The sequence below is a fragment of the Pseudomonas sp. B16120 genome, assembly GCF_044218845.1.
In the GTDB taxonomy this organism is placed as follows: Bacteria; Pseudomonadota; Gammaproteobacteria; order Pseudomonadales; family Pseudomonadaceae; genus Aquipseudomonas; species Aquipseudomonas paracarnis.
On the sequence record NZ_CP162588.1, the window covers coordinates 6,239,424 to 6,261,101 of the forward strand.

The window sequence follows — 21,678 nt, forward strand, 5'->3', positions numbered from 1 at the left end:
CCCCCCGCACCTCGCCTAAATTCCCGGCCTCATTCATCAGAGGTTGGGAATTCATGCCCTTTACACTTCAAAGAACCGCAATCGTCATCGGCCTGGCAGTGGCCGCGAGTTTTCAGCCCGCCCACGCGCGAGGCGATATCGAATATAAGCCCTATGAGAACCATCCCTACGACGCCACCGACTATAGCGGGGCGTTTATACCCAAGTTCGAAGCGCCGCCCATTCCACCGCCCTTCGACGGATTCCTCACCCAGCAGGCCACTTCGCACAACGGCCTGCAGGTCGCCAAGGTGCTGGAGCCGGCAGTGATTCAACTGGTGGCCTCCGGCGAGTTGGACTCGGAAGACCTCAAGGAGCTGCAAAAATCACTTGAGCAATTGAGCAAGCAACCCGGAGGGATCGGCGCAGCCCTTGAGCAACTGGCCGCCAGCCAAAACGCCAACCTGGCCACCGCAACCCAGGCCACCACCCAGCACCTGAGCCGCCAATTGCTCGCCACCCTGCGCACACTGCCTACTGACGACGACGGCCACTTCTGGGTGCAAGGCCTGGGCAACGGCGGCAGCCTAGACGCACAACACGGCAGCGCCGGCTTGAAGCACGATACCCAAGGCCTGTTGCTGGGCGCCGACTGGGCGCTCGACCATGCCTGGCGGGTGGGTGTCATGGGCGCCAAGACCTCCAGCCACTTCGATGCCCCGCGTTATGCCGCCAACCTGGACAGCTGGCACTTGGGCGGCTACGCCGTGCGCCAGGACGGCCCCTTCGCCCTGCGCCTGGGGGCGATCTACAGCAACCATGCCGGGCAGAACAAACGCAGCGTCAGCCTGCTCAATTACCACGACTCGCTCAAAAGCAAATACAACGCCAGCAGCCAGACACTGTTCTCCGAACTCGGCTATCAATTGGGCAGCGGTGATTCCACTGTCGAACCCTTCGTCGGCCTCGGCTACCAACGCTATCAGCGCGACCGTTTCAAAGAGAGCGGCGGCGTAACCGCATTGAACGTCGGCCCACAAACCCAGCGAAACTTGAACAGCACCTTTGGCCTGCGCCTGGCAACGCTGTATCGCTTCGACAACAACATGAGCCTCACGCCTCACCTAAGTACGAGCTGGAAGCACCTGTATGGCGACGTCAATAGCCAGGTCCGCCAAACCTCGCGCTATGCGCCAGGCCTGATCGACGGTTACACCATCACTGGCACCGCCCTGGACCGCGATAGCTTTGACTTGCAAGCAGGCCTGGACCTTGCCTTGTCCACCCAACACAGCGTCGGCCTGACCTATACCAGCCAAGCCGGCAACCATGGCCACGACCAAGGCCTGATGGGCCAGTGGAAAATGAGCTTCTAAGCCCGGGAACGCCTGAATTTCAGGCGAAAAAAAAGGGGAGCACCTGCCCCCCCGAGGATTAAACGTCAGTCTCGAAGGCTGTGATCAGCCTTCGATCTCAATCAGGATTTCGCCAGGATTCACCCGGTCGCCCTTGGCCACATGTACAGCGCTCACCTTGCCGGCAATCGCTGCCTGCACTTCGGTTTCCATCTTCATGGCTTCGGTAATCAGCACGGCCTGGCCGGCCTTGACCACGTCGCCGACCTTGACCAGCACATCGACGATATTGCCCGGCATCGCCGTGCTGACATGGCCCGGTTCGGTGGCATGCTTGCGCTTGCTGCCGCCGCTGCTGACAAACTCGTTGAGCGGTTCGAACACCACTTCTTCCGGCATGCCGTCGATGGACAGGTAGAAGTGACGCTTGCCTTCGGCCTTCACGCCGACACCGGTGATATCCACGCGGTAGCTTTCGCCGTGCACGTCGATAACGAATTCGGTCGGTACGCCTTCGCCGCCAGCACGGGCCACGCCGCCCGCTTCAGGGATCGGCAACAGCACTTCAGGAGCCAAGGTGCCGGCGTCGCGCTCTTCGAGGAACTTGCGCCCGATGTCCGGGAACATGGCGTAGGTCAGCACGTCTTCTTCGGACTTGGCCAATGCGCCGATTTCACCGCGCAGCTTGGTCATTTCCGGCTTGAGCAAATCCGCCGGGCGCACGTCGATCACGTCTTCGCTGCCGATGGCCTGGCGGCGCAGTTTTTCGTTCACCGTGCCAGGCGCCTTGCCGTAACCGCCTTGCAGATAGAGCTTCACTTCGTTGGTGATGGTCTTGTAGCGCTCACCGGCCAGCACGTTGAAGAACGCCTGGGTACCGACGATCTGCGAGGTCGGCGTTACCAGCGGCGGGAAGCCAAGGTCTTCACGCACTCGTGGAATCTCGGCCAACACTTCACTCATGCGGTTAAGAGCGCCCTGCTCTTTGAGCTGGTTGGCCAGGTTGGAGATCATCCCGCCCGGCACCTGGTTGACTTGCACACGGGTGTCGACGGCGGTGAATTCGCTCTCGAACTGGTGGTACTTCTTGCGCACGGCGTAGAAGTACAGGCCGATCTCTTGCAGCAGTTCCAGGTCGAGGCCGGTGTCGAACTCGCTGCCTTTAAGGGCCGCTACCATCGACTCGGTGCCCGGATGGCTGGTGCCCCAGGCAAAGCTGGAGATGGCCGTGTCGATATGGTCGGCACCGTTTTCGATGGCCTTGAGTTGGCACATCGCGGCCAGGCCGGCGGTGTCGTGGGAGTGGATGAAGATCGGCAGGTTCTGTTCGGCTTTGAGTGCCTTGACCAGTTCGCCAGTGGCGTAGGGCGTGAGCAGGCCAGCCATGTCCTTGATCGCGATGGAGTCGCAGCCCATGGCTTCCAATTGCTTGGCCTGGGCCACGAACGCTTCCACGGTATGCACTGGGCTGGTGGTGTAGGCGATGGTGCCTTGTGCATGTTTGCCAGCGGCCTTGACCGCTTCAATGGCCACGCGCAGGTTACGCACATCGTTCATCGCATCGAAAATGCGGAACACGTCGATACCGTTGACCGCCGCCTTGGCCACGAAGGCCTTGACCACGTCGTCGCTGTAATGGCGGTAGCCCAGCAGGTTCTGGCCGCGCAGCAGCATTTGAAGGCGCGTGTTAGGCAGTGCGGCGCGCAGTTGGCGCAGGCGCTCCCACGGGTCTTCCTTGAGGAAGCGCACACAGGCGTCGAAGGTTGCGCCGCCCCAGACTTCCAGGGACCAGTAGCCGACTTTGTCGAGCTTGTCGCAGATCGGCAGCATGTCGTCGGTGCGCATGCGGGTGGCCAGCAACGATTGGTGGGCGTCGCGCAGGATGGTGTCGGTTACGAAGATCTTCTTGCTCATTGTTATATTCCTCACAGGCCTGCGTGGGCGGCGATGGCGGCGGCGATGGCCAGGGCCAGCTCTTCGGGTTTGCGCTTGATCGAGTAGTTGGTCAGCTCAGGGTGGCTTTCCACAAAGCTTGTATTGAACTGGCCGCTACGGAATTCCGGGTTGCGCAAGATTTCCTGGTAGTAGGCGGCGGTCGTCTTCACGCCTTGCAGGCGCATGTCGTCCAGGGCACGCAGGCCGCGGTCCATGGCTTCTTCCCAGGTCAACGCCCACACCACCAGTTTCAGGCACATGGAGTCGTAGAACGGCGGGATGGTGTAACCGGTGTAGATCGCCGTGTCAGTTCGCACGCCGGGACCGCCGGGGGCGTAGTAACGGGTGATCTTGCCGAAGCTTGGGAGGAAGTTGTTCTTCGGGTCTTCGGCGTTGATACGAAACTGCAACGCGAAACCCCGGTGCTGGATGTCTTCCTGCTTGACCGACAACGGCAGGCCGGAGGCGATGCGGATTTGCTCGCGAACGATATCGATGCCGGTGATTTCTTCGGTGATGGTGTGTTCCACCTGCACCCGCGTGTTCATCTCCATGAAGTACACCTCGCCCTCGGCGAGCAGGAACTCCACGGTACCGGCGTTCTCGTAGCCCACAGCCTTGGCCGCGCGCACCGACAGGTCGCCGATGTAGGCGCGCTGTTCGGGGGTCAGCTGTGGGCTGGGGGCAATTTCGATCAGCTTCTGGTTGCGACGCTGGATCGAGCAATCACGCTCGAACAGGTGCACCACGTTGCCAAAGCTGTCACCGAGGATCTGCGCCTCGATGTGCTTGGGATTGACGATGCATTTTTCCAGGAACACTTCCGCCGAACCGAAGGCCTTGGTGGCTTCGGAAATCACGCGGGGGAAGGCTTGCTCGAGTTCTTCGCGACTGTTGCAACGACGAATGCCACGGCCGCCACCACCGGAGGTGGCCTTGAGCATCACCGGGTAACCGATACGGTCGCCTTCGGTGAGGGCTTCATGGATGTCGGCAACGTTGCCTTCGGTGCCCGGCGTGACTGGCACACCGGCCTTGATCATGCTGCGGCGCGCTTCGGTCTTGTCGCCCATGCGGCGAATCACTTCTGCCGACGGGCCGATGAACTTGATGCCGCGCTCGGCACAGATATCTGCCAATTCGGCGTTTTCCGACAGGAAGCCGTAGCCGGGGTGTAGCGCATCGCAGCCGGTTTCCACCGCCAGGTTCACCAGCTTGCGCGGGTTCAGGTAACCGGCCAGTGGCTCGGCACCGATGCTGTGGGCTTCGTCGGCACGCTTGACGTGCAACGCGTGGCGGTCGGCGTCCGAATAAACCGCGACCGAGCGAATGCCCATCTCGGCGCAGGCACGCACGATTCGTACGGCAATTTCACCACGGTTGGCGATCAGGATCTTTTTTATCACTTGGAAATTCCCTTGAGCCGATTGCTGCGTTCTTCGACCCGCTTGAGGCGGGTCGGCGCGTGACCAAATGTTTCATGACAGTCGCGAGACACACACTATGCGCACAGGAGAATTAACAAAAATCAATAATTATTGGGTTGTGTATAAGTAAAGACTTATAGTTGGCCGGACGACCGAAGAGCCAAGGGCTTATAAAATGCGTAAGTCATTGATGCGTATGACATTGCGTCAATTGCAGATCTTCAATGAAGTGTGTGATTTGCGTTCCTACAGCCGTGCCGCCGAGGAAATGTCACTCACCCAACCGGCGGTCAGCCTGCAAATTCGCCAGCTGGAAGAACTGGTCGGCCAGCCGCTGTTCGACTATGTCGGCAAAAAACTCTACATGACCGAGGCCGCCGAAGCCTTGCAACGGGCCAGCCGCGATATTTTCGGGCGCCTGGAAAACCTCGATATGCAGCTGTCGGACATGCAGGGTTCACTGCAAGGCCAACTGAAACTGGCGGTGGAGTCCAGCGCCAAGTATTTCGTGCCGCACCTGTTCGCCGCCTTCAAGCGCCAGCATCCGGAAGTGCAATTGCAGCTCACGGTGGTCAACCGTGCCCAGGTAATCCGCCGGCTCTCGGACAACCGTGATGACCTGGTGATCATGTCCATGGTGCCCCAGGACATGGGCCTGGAGTTCCTGCCGTTTCTCAACAACCCGATTGTGGCCGTGGCATTGCCGGATCATCCCTTGAGCCTGCAAGGGCCGCTGCGCCTGCAAGACCTGGAGCCTTATACCCTGCTCATCCGCGAACCGGGCTCTGGCACGCGGCTGGCCTGCGAAGAATACTTCAAGGAAAAACGCGTGCACTTCACCCAAACGGTAGAAGTGGCCTCGGCGGAGGCGCAGCGTGAGTGTGTGGCGGCAGGGTTGGGCGTGGCCCTGCTGACGCGCCACGCCTTGAACCTGGAGCTGGCCACCGGCGGGCTCAAGGAGCTGCCGGTGGAAGAACTGCCGCTGTACCGCAGTTGGTGCCTGGTGCAGGCCAAGGCTAAACGCCTGTCACCGGTGGCCCATGCGTTCCTGGGCTTTATTCGCAGCGAACGGGTGCAGATCAGCGCGTTGGCTGAGCGTTTCGCTGGGCAGCCACGGGTGCCTGCCAATGCAGTTCCGGGTAGTCACTGATGCTCTGGAGCAACTGGCGCTCCTCGCAACGGTCTTCGATGGCGCGACGGAACGCCATGCGGCGCTGGTCTTCCTGCTGACGACGGGTCTTGACGGTGCTGTTGCTGTCTTCGTAGGGCCGGGTCATTTGGAGTCTCCCAATGCGAGTACGGGGAGTACAGGATGGGCGCGGGGGATGACGGTTTGGCGGCGCGGGGGTTACAGGATGATGAATCTTGCGAAGCTGGCGCAAATCCATGTGGGAGCTGGCTTGCCTGCGATGGCGGTGTATCAGGCAATGAAGAGGGTAACTGGCAGACCGCTATCGCAGGCAAGCCAGCTCCCACAGACCCTCAGTCGTCGAGGGCTTTGACGGATTTTGGCGAGAGGCGAAGGCTGCGCAAACTGCGCTTCACGCTCTTGAGGTGGTTGACCAGGCTCGGGCCACGGGCCATGGCCACGCCCATTGCCAACACGTCGATGACCACCAGGTGGGCAATGCGCGAGGTCAGCGGCGTGTAGATTTCGGTGTCTTCATGCACGTCGATCGCCAGGTTCACCGTGGAGAGCTCCGCCAATGGCGTCTGGCTTGGGCACAGAGTGATCAGCGAAGCGCCGCTTTCACGCACCAGGTTGGCGGTGATCAGCAGGTCTTTGGAACGACCTGATTGGGAAATGCAGATGGCCACGTCTGTGGGCTTCAAGGTCACCGCCGACATCGCCTGCATGTGCGGGTCGCTGTAGGCCGCGGCGGTCAGCAGCAGGCGGAAGAACTTGTGCTGGGCATCGGCCGCCACCGCGCCGGACGCACCGAAGCCGTAGAACTCGACGCGCTGGGCCTGGGACATCGCGGTCACGGCCTTTTGCAGCTCCACCGGGTCGAGCTTCTCGCGCACTTCCATCAAGGTGTGCAAGGTGGTGTCAAAGATTTTCAGGCTGTAGTCGGCGACGGAGTCGTCTTCATGGATTGCAAACTGGCCGAAGCTCGCACCAGCAGCCAGGCTTTGCGCCAGCTTGAGTTTCAGATCCTGAAACCCGGAGCACCCAATGGCGCGACAGAAGCGCACGATGGTCGGCTCACTGATGCCCACGCTGTGGGCCAGGTCGGCCATGGAACTGTGCATCACGGCCGCAGGGTCAAGCAGCACATGATCGGCAACCTTGAGTTCCGATTTGCGTAACAGGTGGCGCGACTGGGCGATATGTTGCAACAGGTTCAAAGGGCAGGACTCTTGTTATTGGCAGGCGCCAGGGATGTAGCAAGCTTGTAGTTATACTACAAGAATTGTCGTTTTGCCCGTGTGATGCATCACTAAATCGCCCTGCTCCCCCCTGATTCAGCGGGCAGGCGCTATGTAGCCATAAAGGCGGCCTACGCTGCGCTAAGAAAAATCTGCATTTTTACGTAACAAATCTGCCAGCCCCTCGGCCCGCATGGGCGGGCTGATCAGGTAACCCTGTACCTCGTCACACTGCTCGCCGCGCAGGAAATCCAGCTGCTGCTGATCCTCCACGCCTTCGGCCACTACCTTGAGCGCCAACCCGTGGGCCATGGCGATGATCGCACGGGTGATTGCCGCATCCTCGCGCCCCTGGCCAAGCCCGCGAATAAAGGCCTGGTCGATCTTTACGTAGTCCACCGGGATACGTTTGAGGTAGCTGAGGGATGAGTAACCGGTGCCAAAGTCGTCGATGGCCAGCTTCACCCCCAGGTCACGCAGTTGCTGGAAGGTGGCGATGATGTGTTCAACGCTGTCGAGCAACTGGCTTTCGGTCAGTTCCAGCTCCAGGTATTGCGGGTCCAGTGCGGTTTCTTCCAGCACTTGGCGCACCAGGCTGACCAGCTTGCCCTGGCGCAACTGATGCACCGACAAGTTGACCGACACGCGAATCGGCGCCAGCCCTTGACGCTGCCATTCGCAGGCCTGCCAGCAGGCCTGGCGCAGCACAAATTCGCCCAACGGCACGATCAAGCCGGTTTCTTCCGCCAAACCGATAAAGTCGCTCGGCGGCACCATGCCCCACTGCGGATGCTCCCAGCGGACCAACGCCTCGGCAGCCTTCAGCTTTCCCGTCGCCAGGCACAGCTTGGGTTGGTAAAACACCGTGAGCTGACGCTCGTCGATGGCTTTGCGCAGGTGGTTTTCCAGCTGCAAACGCTCCAGGGTGCTGGCTTGCAGGCTGTCGGTGAAGAACTGGAAATTATTCCCGCCCAAATGCTTGGCGTGCTGCATCGCCATATTCGCCTGGCTGACCAGTGCAGAAATTTCCCGTGCGTTATCCGGCAACAGGCTGACGCCCATCGAGGCGCTGACCACCAGTTCATGCCCCTCCACATTCACCGGCACGCGCAATTTCGCCAGCAGCCGGGTCGCCACCCGCGCCAGGCTCGATAGGTTGCCATAGGCGTCAAACAACACGGCGAATTCATCACCGGACAGGCGCGCAATGGTGTCGGCCTCCGGCAGCGCGTTGATCAAGCGCCGCGCCATTTTCTGCAGCAGTTGGTCGGCCACTTCATGGCCCAGGCTGTCATTAAGCAATTTGAAGCGGTCGAGGTTGATATGCAGCAGCGCAAGGCTGCGACCGCCTTGGCGCACGCGCTGGTGAGCCTCGCGCAGCCGTTCGCGAAACAGCGAACGGTTGGCCAGGCCCGTCAACTCGTCATAGTGGGTGAGGTAGCGCATGCGCTCCTCCGACTCGCGCCGGGCGGACAGATCGGCGAAGAAGCCTACGATATGACTGACGTTTCCCCGCACATCGCGCACCACGTTCAGTTGTAGCCACTGCGGGTACAGTTCGCCGTTCTTGCGCGTCTCCACCAATTCGCCCTGCCAGGTGCCGTGGCTGAGCAATGCCTGGCGGATCAGCGGGAAGTGGCGCCGCGCATCGCGACTGCAGGGCAGTTCCACGACGTTGCGGCCAAGCATGTCGTCGATGTCAAAGCCGGTGACGCGGCTGAACGCCTGGTTCACGGCGATCAGCGCGTAGTTCGGGTCGAGGATCACAATGCCTTCGCTGGCCGCCTCGAACACCGTCGAAGCCAGGCGTTGCTGCTCTTCTACGGCCTTGCTGGCACTGATATCGCGACGCGTGCCCAGCATACGGATAACGCGGCCACTGGGCGTGCGCTCCACGGCGCGCCCGCGGTCTTCGATCCACACCCAATGCCCATCGCCATGACGTATCCGGTATTCCACCTGATAGTCCTCGCTGCGACCCTTGAGGTGCTCTACCAGCGCGTGCTTGAGCAGTGGCAGATCGTCGGGGTGCAAGCGCGGTTTGAGGTGGCTGAGCATCGCCGTGACGTATTCGGGCTCCAGGCCAAACAACTCCTTGAGTTGCGTGTGGTGGACCTCGTCGGTTTGCAGGTTCCAGTCCCACAGGCCCAGTTCACTGGCTTGCAGGGCCATGGCCAGGCGCGCTTCGCTTTTACTCAAGGCGAGGCTGGCAGCATCCAATTGCTGGCTGCGTTGCGCCACACGGTCTTGCAAGCCGACTTGGGCTTCACGCAAGTTCTGCTCCACCTCGCGGCGCTGCTCGACTTCGCGCACCAGGTCTTGGTTCAACTGCTCACTGCGTTGCTGCGCCTGCTGTAAATGCTCGATCAGGGCCTGGTTCTGGAAACGGCGCAACAACCCGCGCTGGATCAGGCGGTTGACCTGCCACGCCACCAGGCTCAGGGACGCCAGCAGGATCAGCCCGAGCACGCCCCAGCCTTGTTGCTGCGGTGTGCCATTCCAGAACAGGTAGACGATGGCCGGCACCAGGCACGGCAAGGCAAACGACAGGTAGGCCCAAAAGCTCACGGCATAGGCAACGCTGGCCGACAAGGTGGCGGCGCCGATCAGGCCAAACACCCAGGCTTGATGCATGAAACTGTCCGTGGGCACCAGGGCAATGGCCGCAGCCGAGAGGGTCAGGCCACTGACCGCCGAGCCGAGCATGAACATACGGCGCCACACGGGCTGGGCCTGCCGGCTGGGCATGGCCGCGTCAAAGGCCGCTACTTGAATCACGCGCATCGCCACCAGGGCCAGCAGCCAGAGCAGCCAGACGCTGTCCAGCAGGTATTGATTGGGGTTCCACAGCAACCAGGCGCAGACCAGCCCGTTGACCAGCATCAGCAGCGTCGGCAGCAACGAGCCCTGATAGAGCAGGCGCGTGCGCTCAACCGCGATTTGGGTTGCATAGTGTTTACGGATGACCTGTGCTGGGGCCGGCGAGGGGCCAAACAGGTCGGTGCTAAGGGTCATAGGCGGTGTTCTTATAATGGTGAGCCCGAAACGTCGACGGAGCATACACAAGCAAGCGCCTGGGCCAAACTGCTACAAGTCATAAAAAACCCGCTGCGATCGGCCGCAAACCTTTGGCCCAGACCGCTTGAGCAAGACACGGCACGGGTTGCGGCCGATGACCAACCGGTCATCACCCCCGTCAGAATGTTCGCCGCGTCGCTAGCCTGCAGGCGTTTTGCATCGACCATCCGGCATTGGGATTTGCCCAGGCCCCCCAAGGCCCATAGAATGCGTCGATGCGCGATGATCTCTCTCTTTTGCTGAACTCCCTCAACGATGCCCAACGCCAGGCCGTAGCGGCCCCCGTTGGCCGTCAGTTGGTCCTGGCCGGTGCTGGCTCCGGTAAAACCCGAGTGCTGGTGCACCGTATCGCCTGGTTGATCCAGGTCGAAAACGCGTCCCCGCATTCCATCCTGTCGGTGACCTTCACCAACAAGGCCGCTGCCGAGATGCGTCATCGCATCGAGCAGTTGATGGGCATCAGCCCGGCCGGCATGTGGGTGGGCACTTTCCACGGCCTGGCGCACCGCCTGTTGCGGGCGCATTGGCAGGAAGCGGGGCTGAGCCAGACCTTCCAGATTCTCGACAGCGACGACCAGCAACGCCTGGTCAAGCGCGTGATCCGCGAACTGGGCCTGGACGAACAACGCTGGCCGGCGCGTCAGGCGCAGTGGTTTATCAACGGCCAGAAAGACGAGGGCCTGCGCCCGCAACATATCCAGGCCAGCGGCGACCTGTTCCTGGCCACCATGCGCAGCATTTATGAGGCCTATGAAGCGGCCTGCGTGCGCGCCGGCGTCATCGACTTCTCCGAACTGCTGCTGCGTGCCCTCGACCTGTGGCGCGACAACCCCGGTTTGCTGGCCCATTACCAGAAACGCTTCCGCCATATCCTGGTGGACGAGTTCCAGGACACCAACGCCGTGCAGTACGCCTGGTTGCGCCTGCTGGCCAAGGGCGGCGACAGCCTGATGGTGGTGGGCGATGACGACCAGTCGATCTACGGCTGGCGCGGCGCGAAAATCGAGAACATCTACCAGTATTCCGAAGACTTCCCGGACGCGGTGACCATCCGCCTGGAGCAGAATTACCGCTCCACCGCCGGGATCCTCAAGGCGGCCAACGCCTTGATCGCCAACAACACCGGGCGCCTGGGCAAAGAGTTGTGGACCGACGGCGGGGAAGGCGAAGCGATCAACCTGTACGCGGCGTTCAATGAGCACGATGAAGCGCGCTATGTGGTGGAAACCATCGAAAGCGCACTGAAAACCGGCCTGGCCCGTAGCGATATCGCGATTCTGTACCGTTCCAACGCCCAATCGCGGGTGCTGGAAGAAGCGTTGCTGCGCGAGCGCATCCCCTACCGCATCTATGGCGGCCAGCGCTTCTTCGAACGTGCCGAAATCAAGAACGCCATGGCCTACCTGCGTTTGCTTGAGGGCCGTGGTAACGATGCGGCGCTGGAGCGGGTGATCAATATCCCGGCGCGTGGCATTGGCGAGAAAACCGTTGAAGCGATCCGCGACCATGCGCGCCATGCCGATGTGTCGATGTGGGAAGCCATGCGCTTGCTGATCGCCAACAAAGGCCTGACTGGCCGTGCTGCCGGGGCGTTGGGGGTGTTTGTCGAGCTGATCGAGAACCTGGCCGCCAAGTGCGCAGAGATGCCACTGCACCTGATGACTCAGACCGTGATCGAGCAGTCCGGGCTGATCGCCTATCACGAAGCGGAAAAAGGCGAGAAAGGCCAGGCCCGGGTAGAAAACCTTGAGGAACTGGTCAGCGCCGCCCGCGCGTTCGAAAACACCGAGGACGACGAAGAGCTGACGCCGCTCGCCGCCTTCCTGGGCCACGCCTCGCTGGAAGCCGGCGATACCCAGGCCGACGAGCATGAAGACAGCATCCAGCTGATGACCTTGCACAGCGCCAAAGGCCTGGAATTCCCTTACGTGTTCCTGGTGGGCATGGAAGAAGGCCTGTTCCCTCACAAGATGAGCCTGGAAGAACCCGGCCGCCTTGAAGAAGAACGCCGCCTGGCCTACGTGGGCATTACCCGGGCGATGCAGAACCTGGTGATGACCTACGCCGAGACCCGACGCCTGTACGGTAGCGAAACCTACAATAAGGTGTCGCGCTTCGTACGTGAGGTGCCCAAGGGGCTGATCCAGGAAGTGCGCTTGTCCAACAGCGTCAGCCGCCCGTTCGGCGGTGGCCAGCAACAGAACTCCAGCAGCATGTTTGCCGGTTCCGAAATACCGGAAACCCCGTTCAGCCTGGGCCAGCAGGTCAAGCATGCGATCTTCGGCGAAGGCGTGATCCTCAACTTCGAAGGCGCCGGCGCCCAGGCCCGGGTGCAGGTGAACTTCGCCGAGGGCAGCAAGTGGCTGATGATGGGTTACGCCAAGCTCGAAGCGGTCTGAGCTGGCCACAATAAGCCCACCATCATGAAACACTGCGTAACATGAAGATTATTGGCCCACCCTTGTTTTAGAGGCGTGCGGGCCAATATCTATAATTAGTCCTACAGACCCTTCGGATTTGGTCTTACGCAAAAGCCCGAAACATTATGCCGCTAGCCACTGCCACGACACCTGTGCAACATGGCGCGCGTGCAATCCACAAATGGGAATTCCCTATATGAAACGTTTTCTTAGCATCGCCATGGCGTTGTGCATCGGCCTGACGATGAGCCTCGACGCCAACGCCAAACGCTTCGGTGGCGGCAAAAGCTCGGGCGCGGCACCGACTCACCAGACCAGCCAAATGGCTCCATCCGCCGGTGCGGGCGGTGCTGCGGCTACTGCAGGCGCAGCCGGTGCCGCTGGCGCTGCTGCCAAGGCCGGCGGTGCTTCGCGCTGGCTGGGCCCACTGGCCGGCATCGCCGCCGGTGGCCTGCTCGCGTCCATGTTCATGGGCGACGGCTTCCAGGGCATGCAGATCTTCGACATCCTGATCATGGGCGTCATCGCCTTTTTGGTCTTCCGCTTTATCGCCGCCCGTCGCCGCAAGCAGCAGGAGCACCTGGCTCCAGCCGGCGCGCCGATGCAGCGTGAAGCGTTCGAACAGAAGCCTGCCATGGGTTCGATCTTCGGTGGTTCGGCAGCCCCTGCCGCCCGTCCGGTGATCAACGCACCGGCCTGGTTCAACGAAGAGCGTTTCGTCGAAGCGGCCCGCAGCCACTTCCAGTCCCTGCAGCAGCACTGGGATGCCAACGAAATGGACAAGATCTCCGAGTTCGTGACCCCGCAACTGCTGGAGTTCCTCAAGCGCGAACGTGCCGAGATCGGTGACGCCTTCCAGTCGACCTACATCGACGACCTGCGCGTACAGCTCGATGGCGTGGACGATCGTGCCGACAAGACCATCGCCACCCTGACCTTCAGCGGTGTGTCGAAGTCCTCGCGTTTCGACCAGGGCGAAGTGTTCAGCGAAAGCTGGAACATGGAACGCGCCCAGGGCGACGACCAGCCATGGCTGGTCGCCGGTATCCGCCAGAACGGCTAATACCTGCGCGTTTGAGCAAGCGGTAACAAAAACCCCGGACATGTCCGGGGTTTTCTATTTCACGGTTGCACTTATAGCGAGCTACTGTATAAAACGCCCCTATAAACCGCGCCATCTAGCAAGAGGATCCCGGCCGTGGAAGAAATCATCGAACAACTGCGTGAAGCCAACGAACCGGTCCCGGTTCCTTTGGAGCTACCTGACGAAGACCTGCTGGTGGAAATCGAGGAACAACTGTTCATCGACATCCCCTTTGTCTTCCGTGAATTCTTGCTGACCGTCAGCGACGTAGTCTATGGCAGCCTGGAGCCAGTGACCGTCACCGACCCGCAGTCCCACACTTACCTGCCGGACGTTGCGGCCAACGCCTGGGATGCCGGTGTTGATCGCAGCCTGATCCCTATCTGCCAGGACGGCGACGACTACTACTGCGTCGAAGAAGACGGCACCGTGGTGTTGTGGTCCGCCGAAGAAGAATTGGTCACCGAAGAAACCTGGGAATCGGTGTGGCACTGGGCACGGGACGTCTGGCTGGAAAGCTGATACTTGATAGCTTTTGTGGCGAGGGAGCTTGCTCCCGCTGGGCTGCAAAGCAGCCCCCGCCAACGCCAGTCAGTGTTCCGTATCCTTGTGGTTGTCCAGCGTCTCCAGCAACGCAACCTGCATCCGCGTATGCACACGGATAAACCAGCGCCAGAGCACTGCAGCCACCGCCGCCGTGACCACGGCAATCAACACCAGCAACTTGTTGGTCGGCAGAATACTGGCCGACAAGGCTGCCAATAGCAGGAAGATCACCAGCAGCGACAAGAGGGGGATCAGCTCCGCAATCACCCTTCGCACACGCTGGGTATGACGCCCGGCCATCTCTGGCTTCACGCTCATCTCCGCCAGCAGCATCGACAGCGCCTTGAGCTTGCGATACGCCGCAATCAGAAACGGCAACGACACTAGCAGCGCCCCGCCCCAGATCAACGCCTTCTGCCAGCTTTGATCGCTGACCCAGCCTTCCAGATACCCACCGATGCGCCCTGCGAAAAAGCTGCCGGCAAAGAAGATTGCGATCACCAATGCCAGGTTTACCCCGACTTGCAGGATGATCTTGCGGATCATCGCGGCCAACATCGCCCCCTCGCCCTGGGGCTGAATGCTGCGCAACCATTCTCCATACATGCCGAACACTCGGCTCATTCGCGTGGGCATCAGTGCGGCGATCTTCAATGATAGCGGGTCGGCCCCGCGAATCAGGTAGGGCGTCAGCAGTGTGGTGATCGCCGAAACGGCCACCGCCACGGGATACAGAAAGTCGCTGGTGACCTGCAGGGTCATCCCCAGCGCCGCGATGATGAAAGAAAACTCGCCAATTTGTGACAGCCCCATACCAACCCGCAGCGAGGTGCGACCATCGTTGCCGGCGATAAACGCGCCCAGCCCGCACGACAGCATCTTGCCCAGCACCACGGCCACGGTGATCACCGCAATGGGCCAGGCGTATTGCAGCAGAATCTGCGGGTCGATCATCAAGCCAATCGCCACGAAGAAAATTGCGCTGAACATGTCGCGAACGGGCTCGATCAGACCCTCGATCTTAATCAACTGGCGGGATTCAGCCATGATTGCGCCGATCAAAAAGGCTCCGAGCACCATGCTGTATTCCAACTTCACCACCAACAGGCAGAAACCGAAGCACAGCCCCAATACAGTGATCAGCAGCATCTCGTTGCTTTCAAACTTGGCCACATAAGCCAGCAGGCGCGGCACCAGCAAAATACCAATCACCAGGGCGACAATCATGAACAGCGAGAGCTTGCCGACCGTGGAGAACACCTCGCCGGAGCTGACCGTGCCACTCACCGCAATGCTCGACAGCAACGCAATGATGCCGATACCCAGGATGTCCTCCACAATCAGCACGCCGAAAATCAGCTGGGCGAACCGCTGGTCTTTCATCTTCAGGTCGTTGAGGGCCTTGACGATAATGGTGGTCGAGGAGATTGCCAGGATCGCGCCGAGGAACAGCGAGTCCATAGTGCTCCAGTCGAACCAGCGGCCGATCTCGTAGCCGATCCAGATCATCAACACGATTTCCAGGAACGCCGCGATAAACGCCGTGGCCCCTACCTTGAAAAGCTTGCGCAGGCTGAATTCCAGGCCCAGGCAGAACATCAGGAAGATGACCCCCAGCTCCGCCAGGGTCTTGATCGTGTCTTCATCGTGGATCAGGCCAAACGGCGGGGTGTGGGGGCCGATAATGAAGCCGGCAACGATGTAGCCCAGCACCACCGGCTGCTTGAAGCGGTGAAACAGGATGGTGACCACCCCTGCCACCAGCATGATCACGGCCAAGTCCTGGATAAAGCTGATGGCGTGCATGGCGAGGGGCTCCTTGAGGGTGCCGGCGCTTTTCCCACTTCCGGCCGCGCCTTTGAAGGGTCGGAAAAGTCTGCCTTGATCGTAAGAAAAGCCCTGAGAAGGGCTTTTGAAGGGTAACACCGCGACTTCTGCTGGAAAGCCGGTGCAATATATGGAAACAGATCGCTGCGCGCGTGACGGCAAGCCGCCTGACGGCGTCCCGTTAGGGATGGCGCTGCAAAGATTTTGAGTACCCGCAGAGGTGCCTCCCCCCAACCAATGCCTACAACCCGTGAGTGTGCTATGGAACCCGGAAACGCCCAGCTGTCGATGACGGTACTGATGACCCCTGACATGGCCAACTTCTCTGGCAATGTGCACGGCGGCACGCTGCTCAAGTACCTCGACGAAGTGGCCTATGCCTGCGCCAGCCGTTATGCCGGTCGTTATGTGGTCACGCTGTCGGTGGACCAGGTGATTTTTCGCGAGCCGATTCATGTCGGTGAGCTGGTGACCTTCCTCGCGTCAGTCAACTACACCGGCAATACGTCGATGGAAGTGGGCATCAAGGTGGTGACCGAGAACATCCGCGAACGCTCGGTGCGCCATACCAACAGCTGCTTCTTCACCATGGTGGCCGTGGACGACCAGCGCAAACCTGCCGCCGTACCGCCCTTGCAGCCGCAGAACAGCGAGGACAAGCGCCGCTTTGTGCAGGCTCAGCAACGTCGGCAGATTCGCCAGGAACTGGAAAAGCGCTACCGGGAAATCAAAGCCGACGCGCCGTAAACTCCAAGCGGCGAATCAACTCAAAAACGTGTGGGAGCGGGCTTGCCCGCGATAGCAGTGGTTCAGTCGACATCGCTTTGACTGAGACTCCGCCATCGCGGGCAAGCCCGCTCCCACATTGGGTTTTGTGTGCTTACAGGCTGATCGGTGTGGCTTCGAAGCGCACACGAGGGTGGGCAATACGGTCCTGGGCCCGCACCAGTTCCAGTTCATAACTGGCGCAGGCCTGGGTTTCCAGCAGCACTTCATGCACGGCCGCAGCGGTGAACTCAAAAGCGGCCACCAGGCTATCCCCCAACAGTACCCGCGCCAGGAACAGCCCGGACGTCAGGTCGCCCACGCCCACTGGCTGACGCGGAAACGCCAGCAGGGGCCGACGCAAGTGCCAACTGCCGTCGGCCGTCACCAACAGCATTTCAAACCCTTCTGGCAGTTTGCCTGGGTAATCCAGGTGCTTGACCAACACAGCCTTGGGCCCGCGCGCCAGCAAGGCCTTGGCCATCGCCAGGCAATCGAACAGCGATTGCGGCTTGCGCCCGGCAAAACTGTCCAGCTCCAGTTGGTTGGGGCACAGGAAGTCCGCCATGGCGGCAGCCTCATCCAAGAGGAAATCGCTGACCTCCTGCGGCACGATGCAACCCTTTTCCGGGTGGCCCATCACCGGGTCGCACAGGTACAGCGCCTTGGGGTTGATCGCCTTGATGCGCGCCACACCGCTGAGGATGGCACGGCCCTGGTCTGCACTGCCCAGGTACCCGGACAGCACCGCATCACAGTTGCCCAGCTCGCCAATCGCGGCAATACCCTCCACCAGCGCAGGAATTTGCAGCGGCGCCAACACTTCGCCCGCCCACTGTCCATACTGTGTGTGGTTGGAAAACTGCACCGTGTTGAGCGGCCAGACATTCACCCCGACCCGCTGCATGGGGAACACGGCGGCGCTGTTTCCGGCGTGGCCGAAGACCACATGAGACTGGATCGCAAGCAGGTGAGGTGTACGTTTCATGCGGGAGATTTCCGTAAAACCGTTGAATTTCTGGCCGAGCAGTATGCGACTAAACGCAGCCTGTACGACAGACCGGCGACACAGTTAAGCTGCGCTCACTTTGTTGGAGTTCATGGAATGCTGACCCTGGGAAACATCTTCGTCTTGATGCTGCTGGCCACCGGCGCCGCCTGGGTTTGGCACAACCACGGCTTGCGTGAACGGGCGTTGGCGCGGGTCAAGCAGCATTGCGCCAAGCTCGATATCGAGCTGCTCGACGGTGCCGTGGCGCTCAAACGCATCGGTTTCGTCAAGGATGCCAATGGCCGCCGACGCCTGGCGCGCATCTATAATTTCGAGTTTACGGTGACCGGCGAAACCCGGCACGCCGGGGTCATCACCCAATTCGGCGCCCACAGCGCGCAGATCGAACTGGCGCCCTACCCGTTCGAAACCAAGGAGCCGCTGCCCAGCGCCGAGATCATCGAATTGAGCCAGTGGCGCCAGGACCACGCCAGCAAGAAACATCAGTAACGGCAGGCTGCCAGGGCGCTTTGCAATGCGGCCACGTCCTGTGGTGCGCTGAAGATCAACTCAACACGTGAATCGCGCCGCCAAGCGCTGGGTTGCCAGTGCAGTGGGCTGTTATCCACAGCGTTGGCGGACACCCAGCCGTCAACGCTGTGGATAACCAATTTGGCACGGCGCCAGTCGATACTCGATAGCCACTGATGCAGACGGCTGACATCGAATCGCTGGCTTGGGTGCCAGCGCCAGCCAATGCTCCAGCCGCCCTCCTGGCTCTGGCTCAAACAGATCGGCAGCCCAGGGTCACTCCAGATCGCCGGCATTTGCCCCACCGCTTCAGGCACGTCGAAATTATCCACAGCTACTTGGGCCTGTGCTTTCAAACCGGGCAACCGGTCGAGTGGCAATTGCGCCTGGCATGTCCAATGGCGCGGGCAATCGGGTAATTGCGCTTCGATCGCCTGACGTTGCGTAGCAGTCAGCGTCTCGTCCTTGTTCAGCACCAGCAGGCCGGCACTGGTCAACGCCTCCTGCTGTGCCTGGGGCAACGGCCTGCCCGCCGCCAATGCGTGGGCATCGAGTACCAGCACGCAAGGCTGCACGGCCAGCACGTCTTGCCATGGCGCCTGCCGCAGTTGCTTGAGCAATTGCGCCGGATGGCCCAGGCCTGAGGGTTCAATAAACAGCCGGTCCGGCTTAGCCTTACGCAACAAGCGGCCCAGCCCTACCTGGAACGGGGCGCCGTTCACACAACACAAACAGCCGCCTGCCACCTCGCCCAGGGCGATACCGTCATCGTCTTGGGTGAGTAAGGCTGCATCCAGGCCGATCTGGCCGAACTCGTTGATCAGCACCGCCCAGCGCTCGTTGGCCGGGCGCTGGGCAAGCAGGTGCTTGATCAGGCTGGTCTTGCCGGCGCCCAATGGCCCGGCAATCACATGGGTAGGAATGTTCTGCAGCATAAGAGGCATGGTTCAGGTCGTGTAGAGCGTTTGATCCTACGCGGTTATGCCAGCCAATCCAGCGTCAGGATCAACCGTCGCTCATCGGCCTTGAGCGCTGGCGAACGATGGATCAGGCCGTGCCCTTCATTGCCGTGCCATTTGGTGCCTTTGAGCAGCGCCACATCACCGCAGTGGATCTGCTCGATGCGCTCAGTGGGCTCGGCATCCGCCTGGCTCAATGTGCGCCGGTCCATGACGCCTTCACGCAACCATTGGCTGCCGATACCGGCGTAGGTGGTGATCAGCCGAACCGGCACGTGATCGACGTGAAAGCGCGGGCACATGGCCTTGTCCAATAGCCGTAAACGCACGCCGATGCGCTTGGCGCCCAGCAGACAGGCGAATGCACTGACCAGCCACGACACATCGGCGATAAACCCATCATAGCCTTCAAGATCGTGACAACTGGACGCCAAACCTTGCAAGTTCGGCACGCAGTCTTCGCTAACCAACTCGACCACCAAAGACTCGGCCAACGGTTCATTGAGCGCCACCAGCAAAGCGCCAAACTCAGCGATATGCAGGGGCAGTTGGCGCTGCCAGATGGCCAGGTTGACGCCGTCATTGAGGATATCGGACAGCGCCAGCGGCGTTTCCCCATGTGTCTGGCGGATGACGGGGCGCAGGGGAATGACCGGGGCCAGCATCAGGCGACCTGCTCATACCAAGGGCCAAACGGGTCGGGCAACTGGCGCCAACCTTCGACGCCCAGGGCCATTTCTTCATCGTTGAGCAAGCAGGCGTCCAACTCGGTACGCATCTGGACAAAATCGATGTTTTGCCCGATAAACACCAGTTCCTGACGGCAGTCACCCGTGCTCAACTGCCAGTTAGCCATGATCGCCGCCACGCTTTCTTCGTCCTGAGGCCACTGGCTTTTCGGCACAAACCGCCACCAACGCCCGGCAAACCCATGACGCATCAGCCCGCCCGCCTGGGACCAACTGCCCGCATCCTGATGTTTGCTCGCCAACCAGAAGAAACCCTTGGAGCGCAACAGCTTGCCGTTGACCCAGGGGCGGTCGATAAAGTCGAAAAACCGCTGTGGATGGAACGGCCGGCGCGCACGGTAAGCCGTGGACGCTATGCCGTATTCTTCGGTTTCCGGCACATGCTCACCGCGCAATTCCTGCAACCAGCCCGGGGCCTGGGCGGCGCGTTCGAAGTCGAAACGGCCAGTGTTGAGGATCTTGTTCAGCGGCACTTCGCCCATGACCATCGGGATGATTTCCGCCTGGGCGTTGAGGCGCTCGAGGATGGCCATCAGTTCTTCGCGCTCGCGGCTGCTGATCAGGTCGATCTTGCTGATCAGGATGACGTCGGCGAATTCGATCTGTTCGATCAACAGGTCGGTGATGGAACGTTCATCCTCCTCACCGAGGGTTTCGCCCCGTGAAGCCAGGCTTTCTGCAGCCTGGTAGTCGAGCAGGAAATTCATACCGTCGACCACCGTGACCATGGTGTCCAGGCGTGCAATGTCGGCCAGGCTTTGCTCGTTTTCATCGCGAAACGTGAAGGTTTCGGCCACGGGCAAAGGTTCGGAAATACCGGTGGATTCGATCAGCAGGTAATCGAAACGACCTTCTTTGGCGAGTTTTCCCACCTCTTCAAGCAAGTCTTCACGCAAGGTGCAGCAAATGCAGCCATTGCTCATCTCCACCAGTTTTTCTTCCGAACGATTGAGCGTGACATCACGCTGCACCTCGCTGCCGTCGATGTTGATCTCACTCATGTCGTTGACGATCACCGCCACCCGCAGGTTGTCGCGGTTGCGCAGGACATAATTGAGCAGCGTGCTTTTACCGGCGCCGAGAAAGCCGGACAACACGGTCACAGGGAGACGATTGGGCATCAGGTATTCCTCATCAAGGTTGGCCGGTCAAACTGCCCGTTTATGGCGTTCGCGCAGCTCTTCACGTTCTTTGGCTTCGATACACAAGGTGGCGGTGGGGCGCAGCAGCAGGCGTTGCAGGCCGATGGGTTCGCCGGTTTCACGGCACCAGCCGTATTCGCCACGGGCCAGCAATTCCAGGGCATCGTCGATCTTGTCCAACAGCTTCTTTTCGCGCTCGAGCAGGCGCAATTGCCATTGGCGTTGCTCTTCGGCACTGCCGATATCCGCCAGGTCGCTGTTGGTTTCCTGCTCGCGCAGTGCCTGGAACTCAGCATCGATACGGGCTTGCAGGTCATCACGCTGAGCCAGCAACAATTCGCGGAAGAAGCGCTGCTGGGCCTCATTCATGTAGTCGGCCGCTGGTTGGGCCAAAAGATCGTGTTCGGTCATGGGAAGGGGTTCGCGGGTCGGGCTGTACTTTTATGTTATAGTATAACAATACAAATAAGCCAATCCCTCTTGCTCGCCGCGACGAAGGGCGCAATGCTGGGTCACCTTC

Annotated in this window: 18 protein-coding genes; 7 read left to right on the forward strand and 11 right to left on the reverse strand. The window is 60.7% G+C overall.

Translation table 11 applies throughout. The annotated features are described in order from the left end of the window. Window positions 1-53 precede the first annotated feature (53 nt). Window positions 54-1,355 (forward strand): autotransporter domain-containing protein, encoded by a 1,302-nt coding sequence (locus tag AB4P90_RS29180; RefSeq protein ID WP_032901867.1) that lies wholly within the window; start codon window positions 54-56, stop codon window positions 1,353-1,355. Window positions 1,356-1,439: 84 nt separating this feature from the next. On the opposite strand, the gene oadA is transcribed toward AB4P90_RS29180, so the two are convergent. After that, complete coding sequence (gene oadA / locus AB4P90_RS29185) at window positions 1,440-3,248, reverse strand: sodium-extruding oxaloacetate decarboxylase subunit alpha (RefSeq protein ID WP_003195730.1); 1,809 nt, start codon at window positions 3,246-3,248, stop codon at window positions 1,440-1,442. Window positions 3,249-3,259: 11 nt separating this feature from the next. Continuing rightward, window positions 3,260-4,675: an acetyl-CoA carboxylase biotin carboxylase subunit gene (locus AB4P90_RS29190; protein WP_003195732.1), complete on the reverse strand. Its 1,416-nt coding sequence runs from the start codon at window positions 4,673-4,675 to the stop codon at window positions 3,260-3,262. Between the two features lie 196 nt (window positions 4,676-4,871). Here AB4P90_RS29190 and AB4P90_RS29195 point away from each other — a divergent pair, with 196 nt between their 5' ends. Continuing rightward, window positions 4,872-5,846 carry a LysR family transcriptional regulator gene (locus AB4P90_RS29195; RefSeq protein WP_014720552.1) on the forward strand — a complete coding sequence of 325 codons (975 nt, stop codon included), beginning with the start codon at window positions 4,872-4,874 and terminating at the stop codon, window positions 5,844-5,846. On the opposite strand, the gene AB4P90_RS29200 is transcribed toward AB4P90_RS29195, so the two are convergent. From AB4P90_RS29200 to AB4P90_RS29210, 3 genes are all read right to left on the reverse strand, one after another. Beyond that, a complete protein-coding gene (locus tag AB4P90_RS29200; RefSeq protein WP_020302818.1) occupies window positions 5,776-5,973 on the reverse strand; it encodes a PA3496 family putative envelope integrity protein in 198 nt (65 codons plus the stop codon). The genes AB4P90_RS29195 and AB4P90_RS29200 overlap by 71 nt on opposite strands. 205 nt (window positions 5,974-6,178) lie before the next feature. Further along, on the reverse strand, window positions 6,179-7,045 hold the full coding sequence (gene hexR / locus AB4P90_RS29205) for a transcriptional regulator HexR (protein ID WP_003177007.1): 867 nt from the start codon (window positions 7,043-7,045) through the stop codon (window positions 6,179-6,181). A gap of 162 nt (window positions 7,046-7,207) precedes the next feature. Further along, complete coding sequence (locus tag AB4P90_RS29210; protein ID WP_371359558.1) at window positions 7,208-10,081, reverse strand: EAL domain-containing protein; 2,874 nt, start codon at window positions 10,079-10,081, stop codon at window positions 7,208-7,210. 278 nt (window positions 10,082-10,359) lie between these two features. Here AB4P90_RS29210 and uvrD point away from each other — a divergent pair, with 278 nt between their 5' ends. The 3 genes from uvrD to AB4P90_RS29225 all read left to right on the forward strand — a co-directional run bounded on the left by uvrD (window position 10,360) and on the right by AB4P90_RS29225 (window position 14,170). Continuing rightward, a complete protein-coding gene (gene uvrD / locus AB4P90_RS29215; RefSeq protein ID WP_014720554.1) occupies window positions 10,360-12,543 on the forward strand; it encodes a DNA helicase II in 2,184 nt (727 codons plus the stop codon). 217 nt (window positions 12,544-12,760) lie between these two features. After that, entirely contained in the window at window positions 12,761-13,627 is an 867-nt protein-coding gene (locus tag AB4P90_RS29220) for a Tim44 domain-containing protein (RefSeq protein WP_003195740.1), read from the forward strand. A 135-nt stretch (window positions 13,628-13,762) separates the two neighbouring features. Continuing rightward, window positions 13,763-14,170 carry an SMI1/KNR4 family protein gene (locus tag AB4P90_RS29225; protein WP_014720555.1) on the forward strand — a complete coding sequence of 136 codons (408 nt, stop codon included), beginning with the start codon at window positions 13,763-13,765 and terminating at the stop codon, window positions 14,168-14,170. Window positions 14,171-14,239: 69 nt separating this feature from the next. Here AB4P90_RS29225 and AB4P90_RS29230 read toward each other — a convergent pair whose 3' ends face one another. Then, entirely contained in the window at window positions 14,240-16,000 is a 1,761-nt protein-coding gene (locus tag AB4P90_RS29230; RefSeq protein ID WP_014720556.1) for a cation:proton antiporter, read from the reverse strand. 282 nt (window positions 16,001-16,282) lie between these two features. On the opposite strand from AB4P90_RS29230, the gene AB4P90_RS29235 reads away from it, so the two are divergent. Then, window positions 16,283-16,768: an acyl-CoA thioesterase gene (locus tag AB4P90_RS29235; protein ID WP_003195747.1), complete on the forward strand. Its 486-nt coding sequence runs from the start codon at window positions 16,283-16,285 to the stop codon at window positions 16,766-16,768. 133 nt (window positions 16,769-16,901) lie between these two features. Here AB4P90_RS29235 and pdxY read toward each other — a convergent pair whose 3' ends face one another. Then, window positions 16,902-17,774 (reverse strand): pyridoxal kinase PdxY, encoded by an 873-nt coding sequence (pdxY, locus tag AB4P90_RS29240; RefSeq protein WP_014720557.1) that lies wholly within the window; start codon window positions 17,772-17,774, stop codon window positions 16,902-16,904. Between the two features lie 117 nt (window positions 17,775-17,891). On the opposite strand from pdxY, the gene AB4P90_RS29245 reads away from it, so the two are divergent. Beyond that, window positions 17,892-18,287: a DUF3301 domain-containing protein gene (locus tag AB4P90_RS29245; RefSeq protein ID WP_003195752.1), complete on the forward strand. Its 396-nt coding sequence runs from the start codon at window positions 17,892-17,894 to the stop codon at window positions 18,285-18,287. On the opposite strand, the gene AB4P90_RS29250 is transcribed toward AB4P90_RS29245, so the two are convergent. From AB4P90_RS29250 to dksA, 4 genes are read right to left on the reverse strand one after another with little or no spacing between them, the layout of a single operon-like run. Continuing rightward, window positions 18,281-19,243, reverse strand: coding sequence for a CobW family GTP-binding protein (locus AB4P90_RS29250; protein ID WP_395606117.1), 963 nt, complete (start codon window positions 19,241-19,243; stop codon window positions 18,281-18,283). The two genes, AB4P90_RS29245 and AB4P90_RS29250, sit on opposite strands and share 7 nt — an antisense overlap. Window positions 19,244-19,287: 44 nt before the next feature. Further along, on the reverse strand, window positions 19,288-19,932 hold the full coding sequence (locus tag AB4P90_RS29255) for a DUF1826 domain-containing protein (RefSeq protein WP_060766915.1): 645 nt from the start codon (window positions 19,930-19,932) through the stop codon (window positions 19,288-19,290). After that, on the reverse strand, window positions 19,932-21,137 hold the full coding sequence (gene zigA, locus AB4P90_RS29260) for a zinc metallochaperone GTPase ZigA (protein WP_130174798.1): 1,206 nt from the start codon (window positions 21,135-21,137) through the stop codon (window positions 19,932-19,934). Before zigA ends, AB4P90_RS29255 begins: the two co-directional genes overlap by 1 nt. A gap of 27 nt (window positions 21,138-21,164) precedes the next feature. Next, window positions 21,165-21,569 carry an RNA polymerase-binding protein DksA gene (gene dksA, locus AB4P90_RS29265; RefSeq protein ID WP_003195761.1) on the reverse strand — a complete coding sequence of 135 codons (405 nt, stop codon included), beginning with the start codon at window positions 21,567-21,569 and terminating at the stop codon, window positions 21,165-21,167. Between the last annotated feature and the right edge of the window lie 109 nt (window positions 21,570-21,678).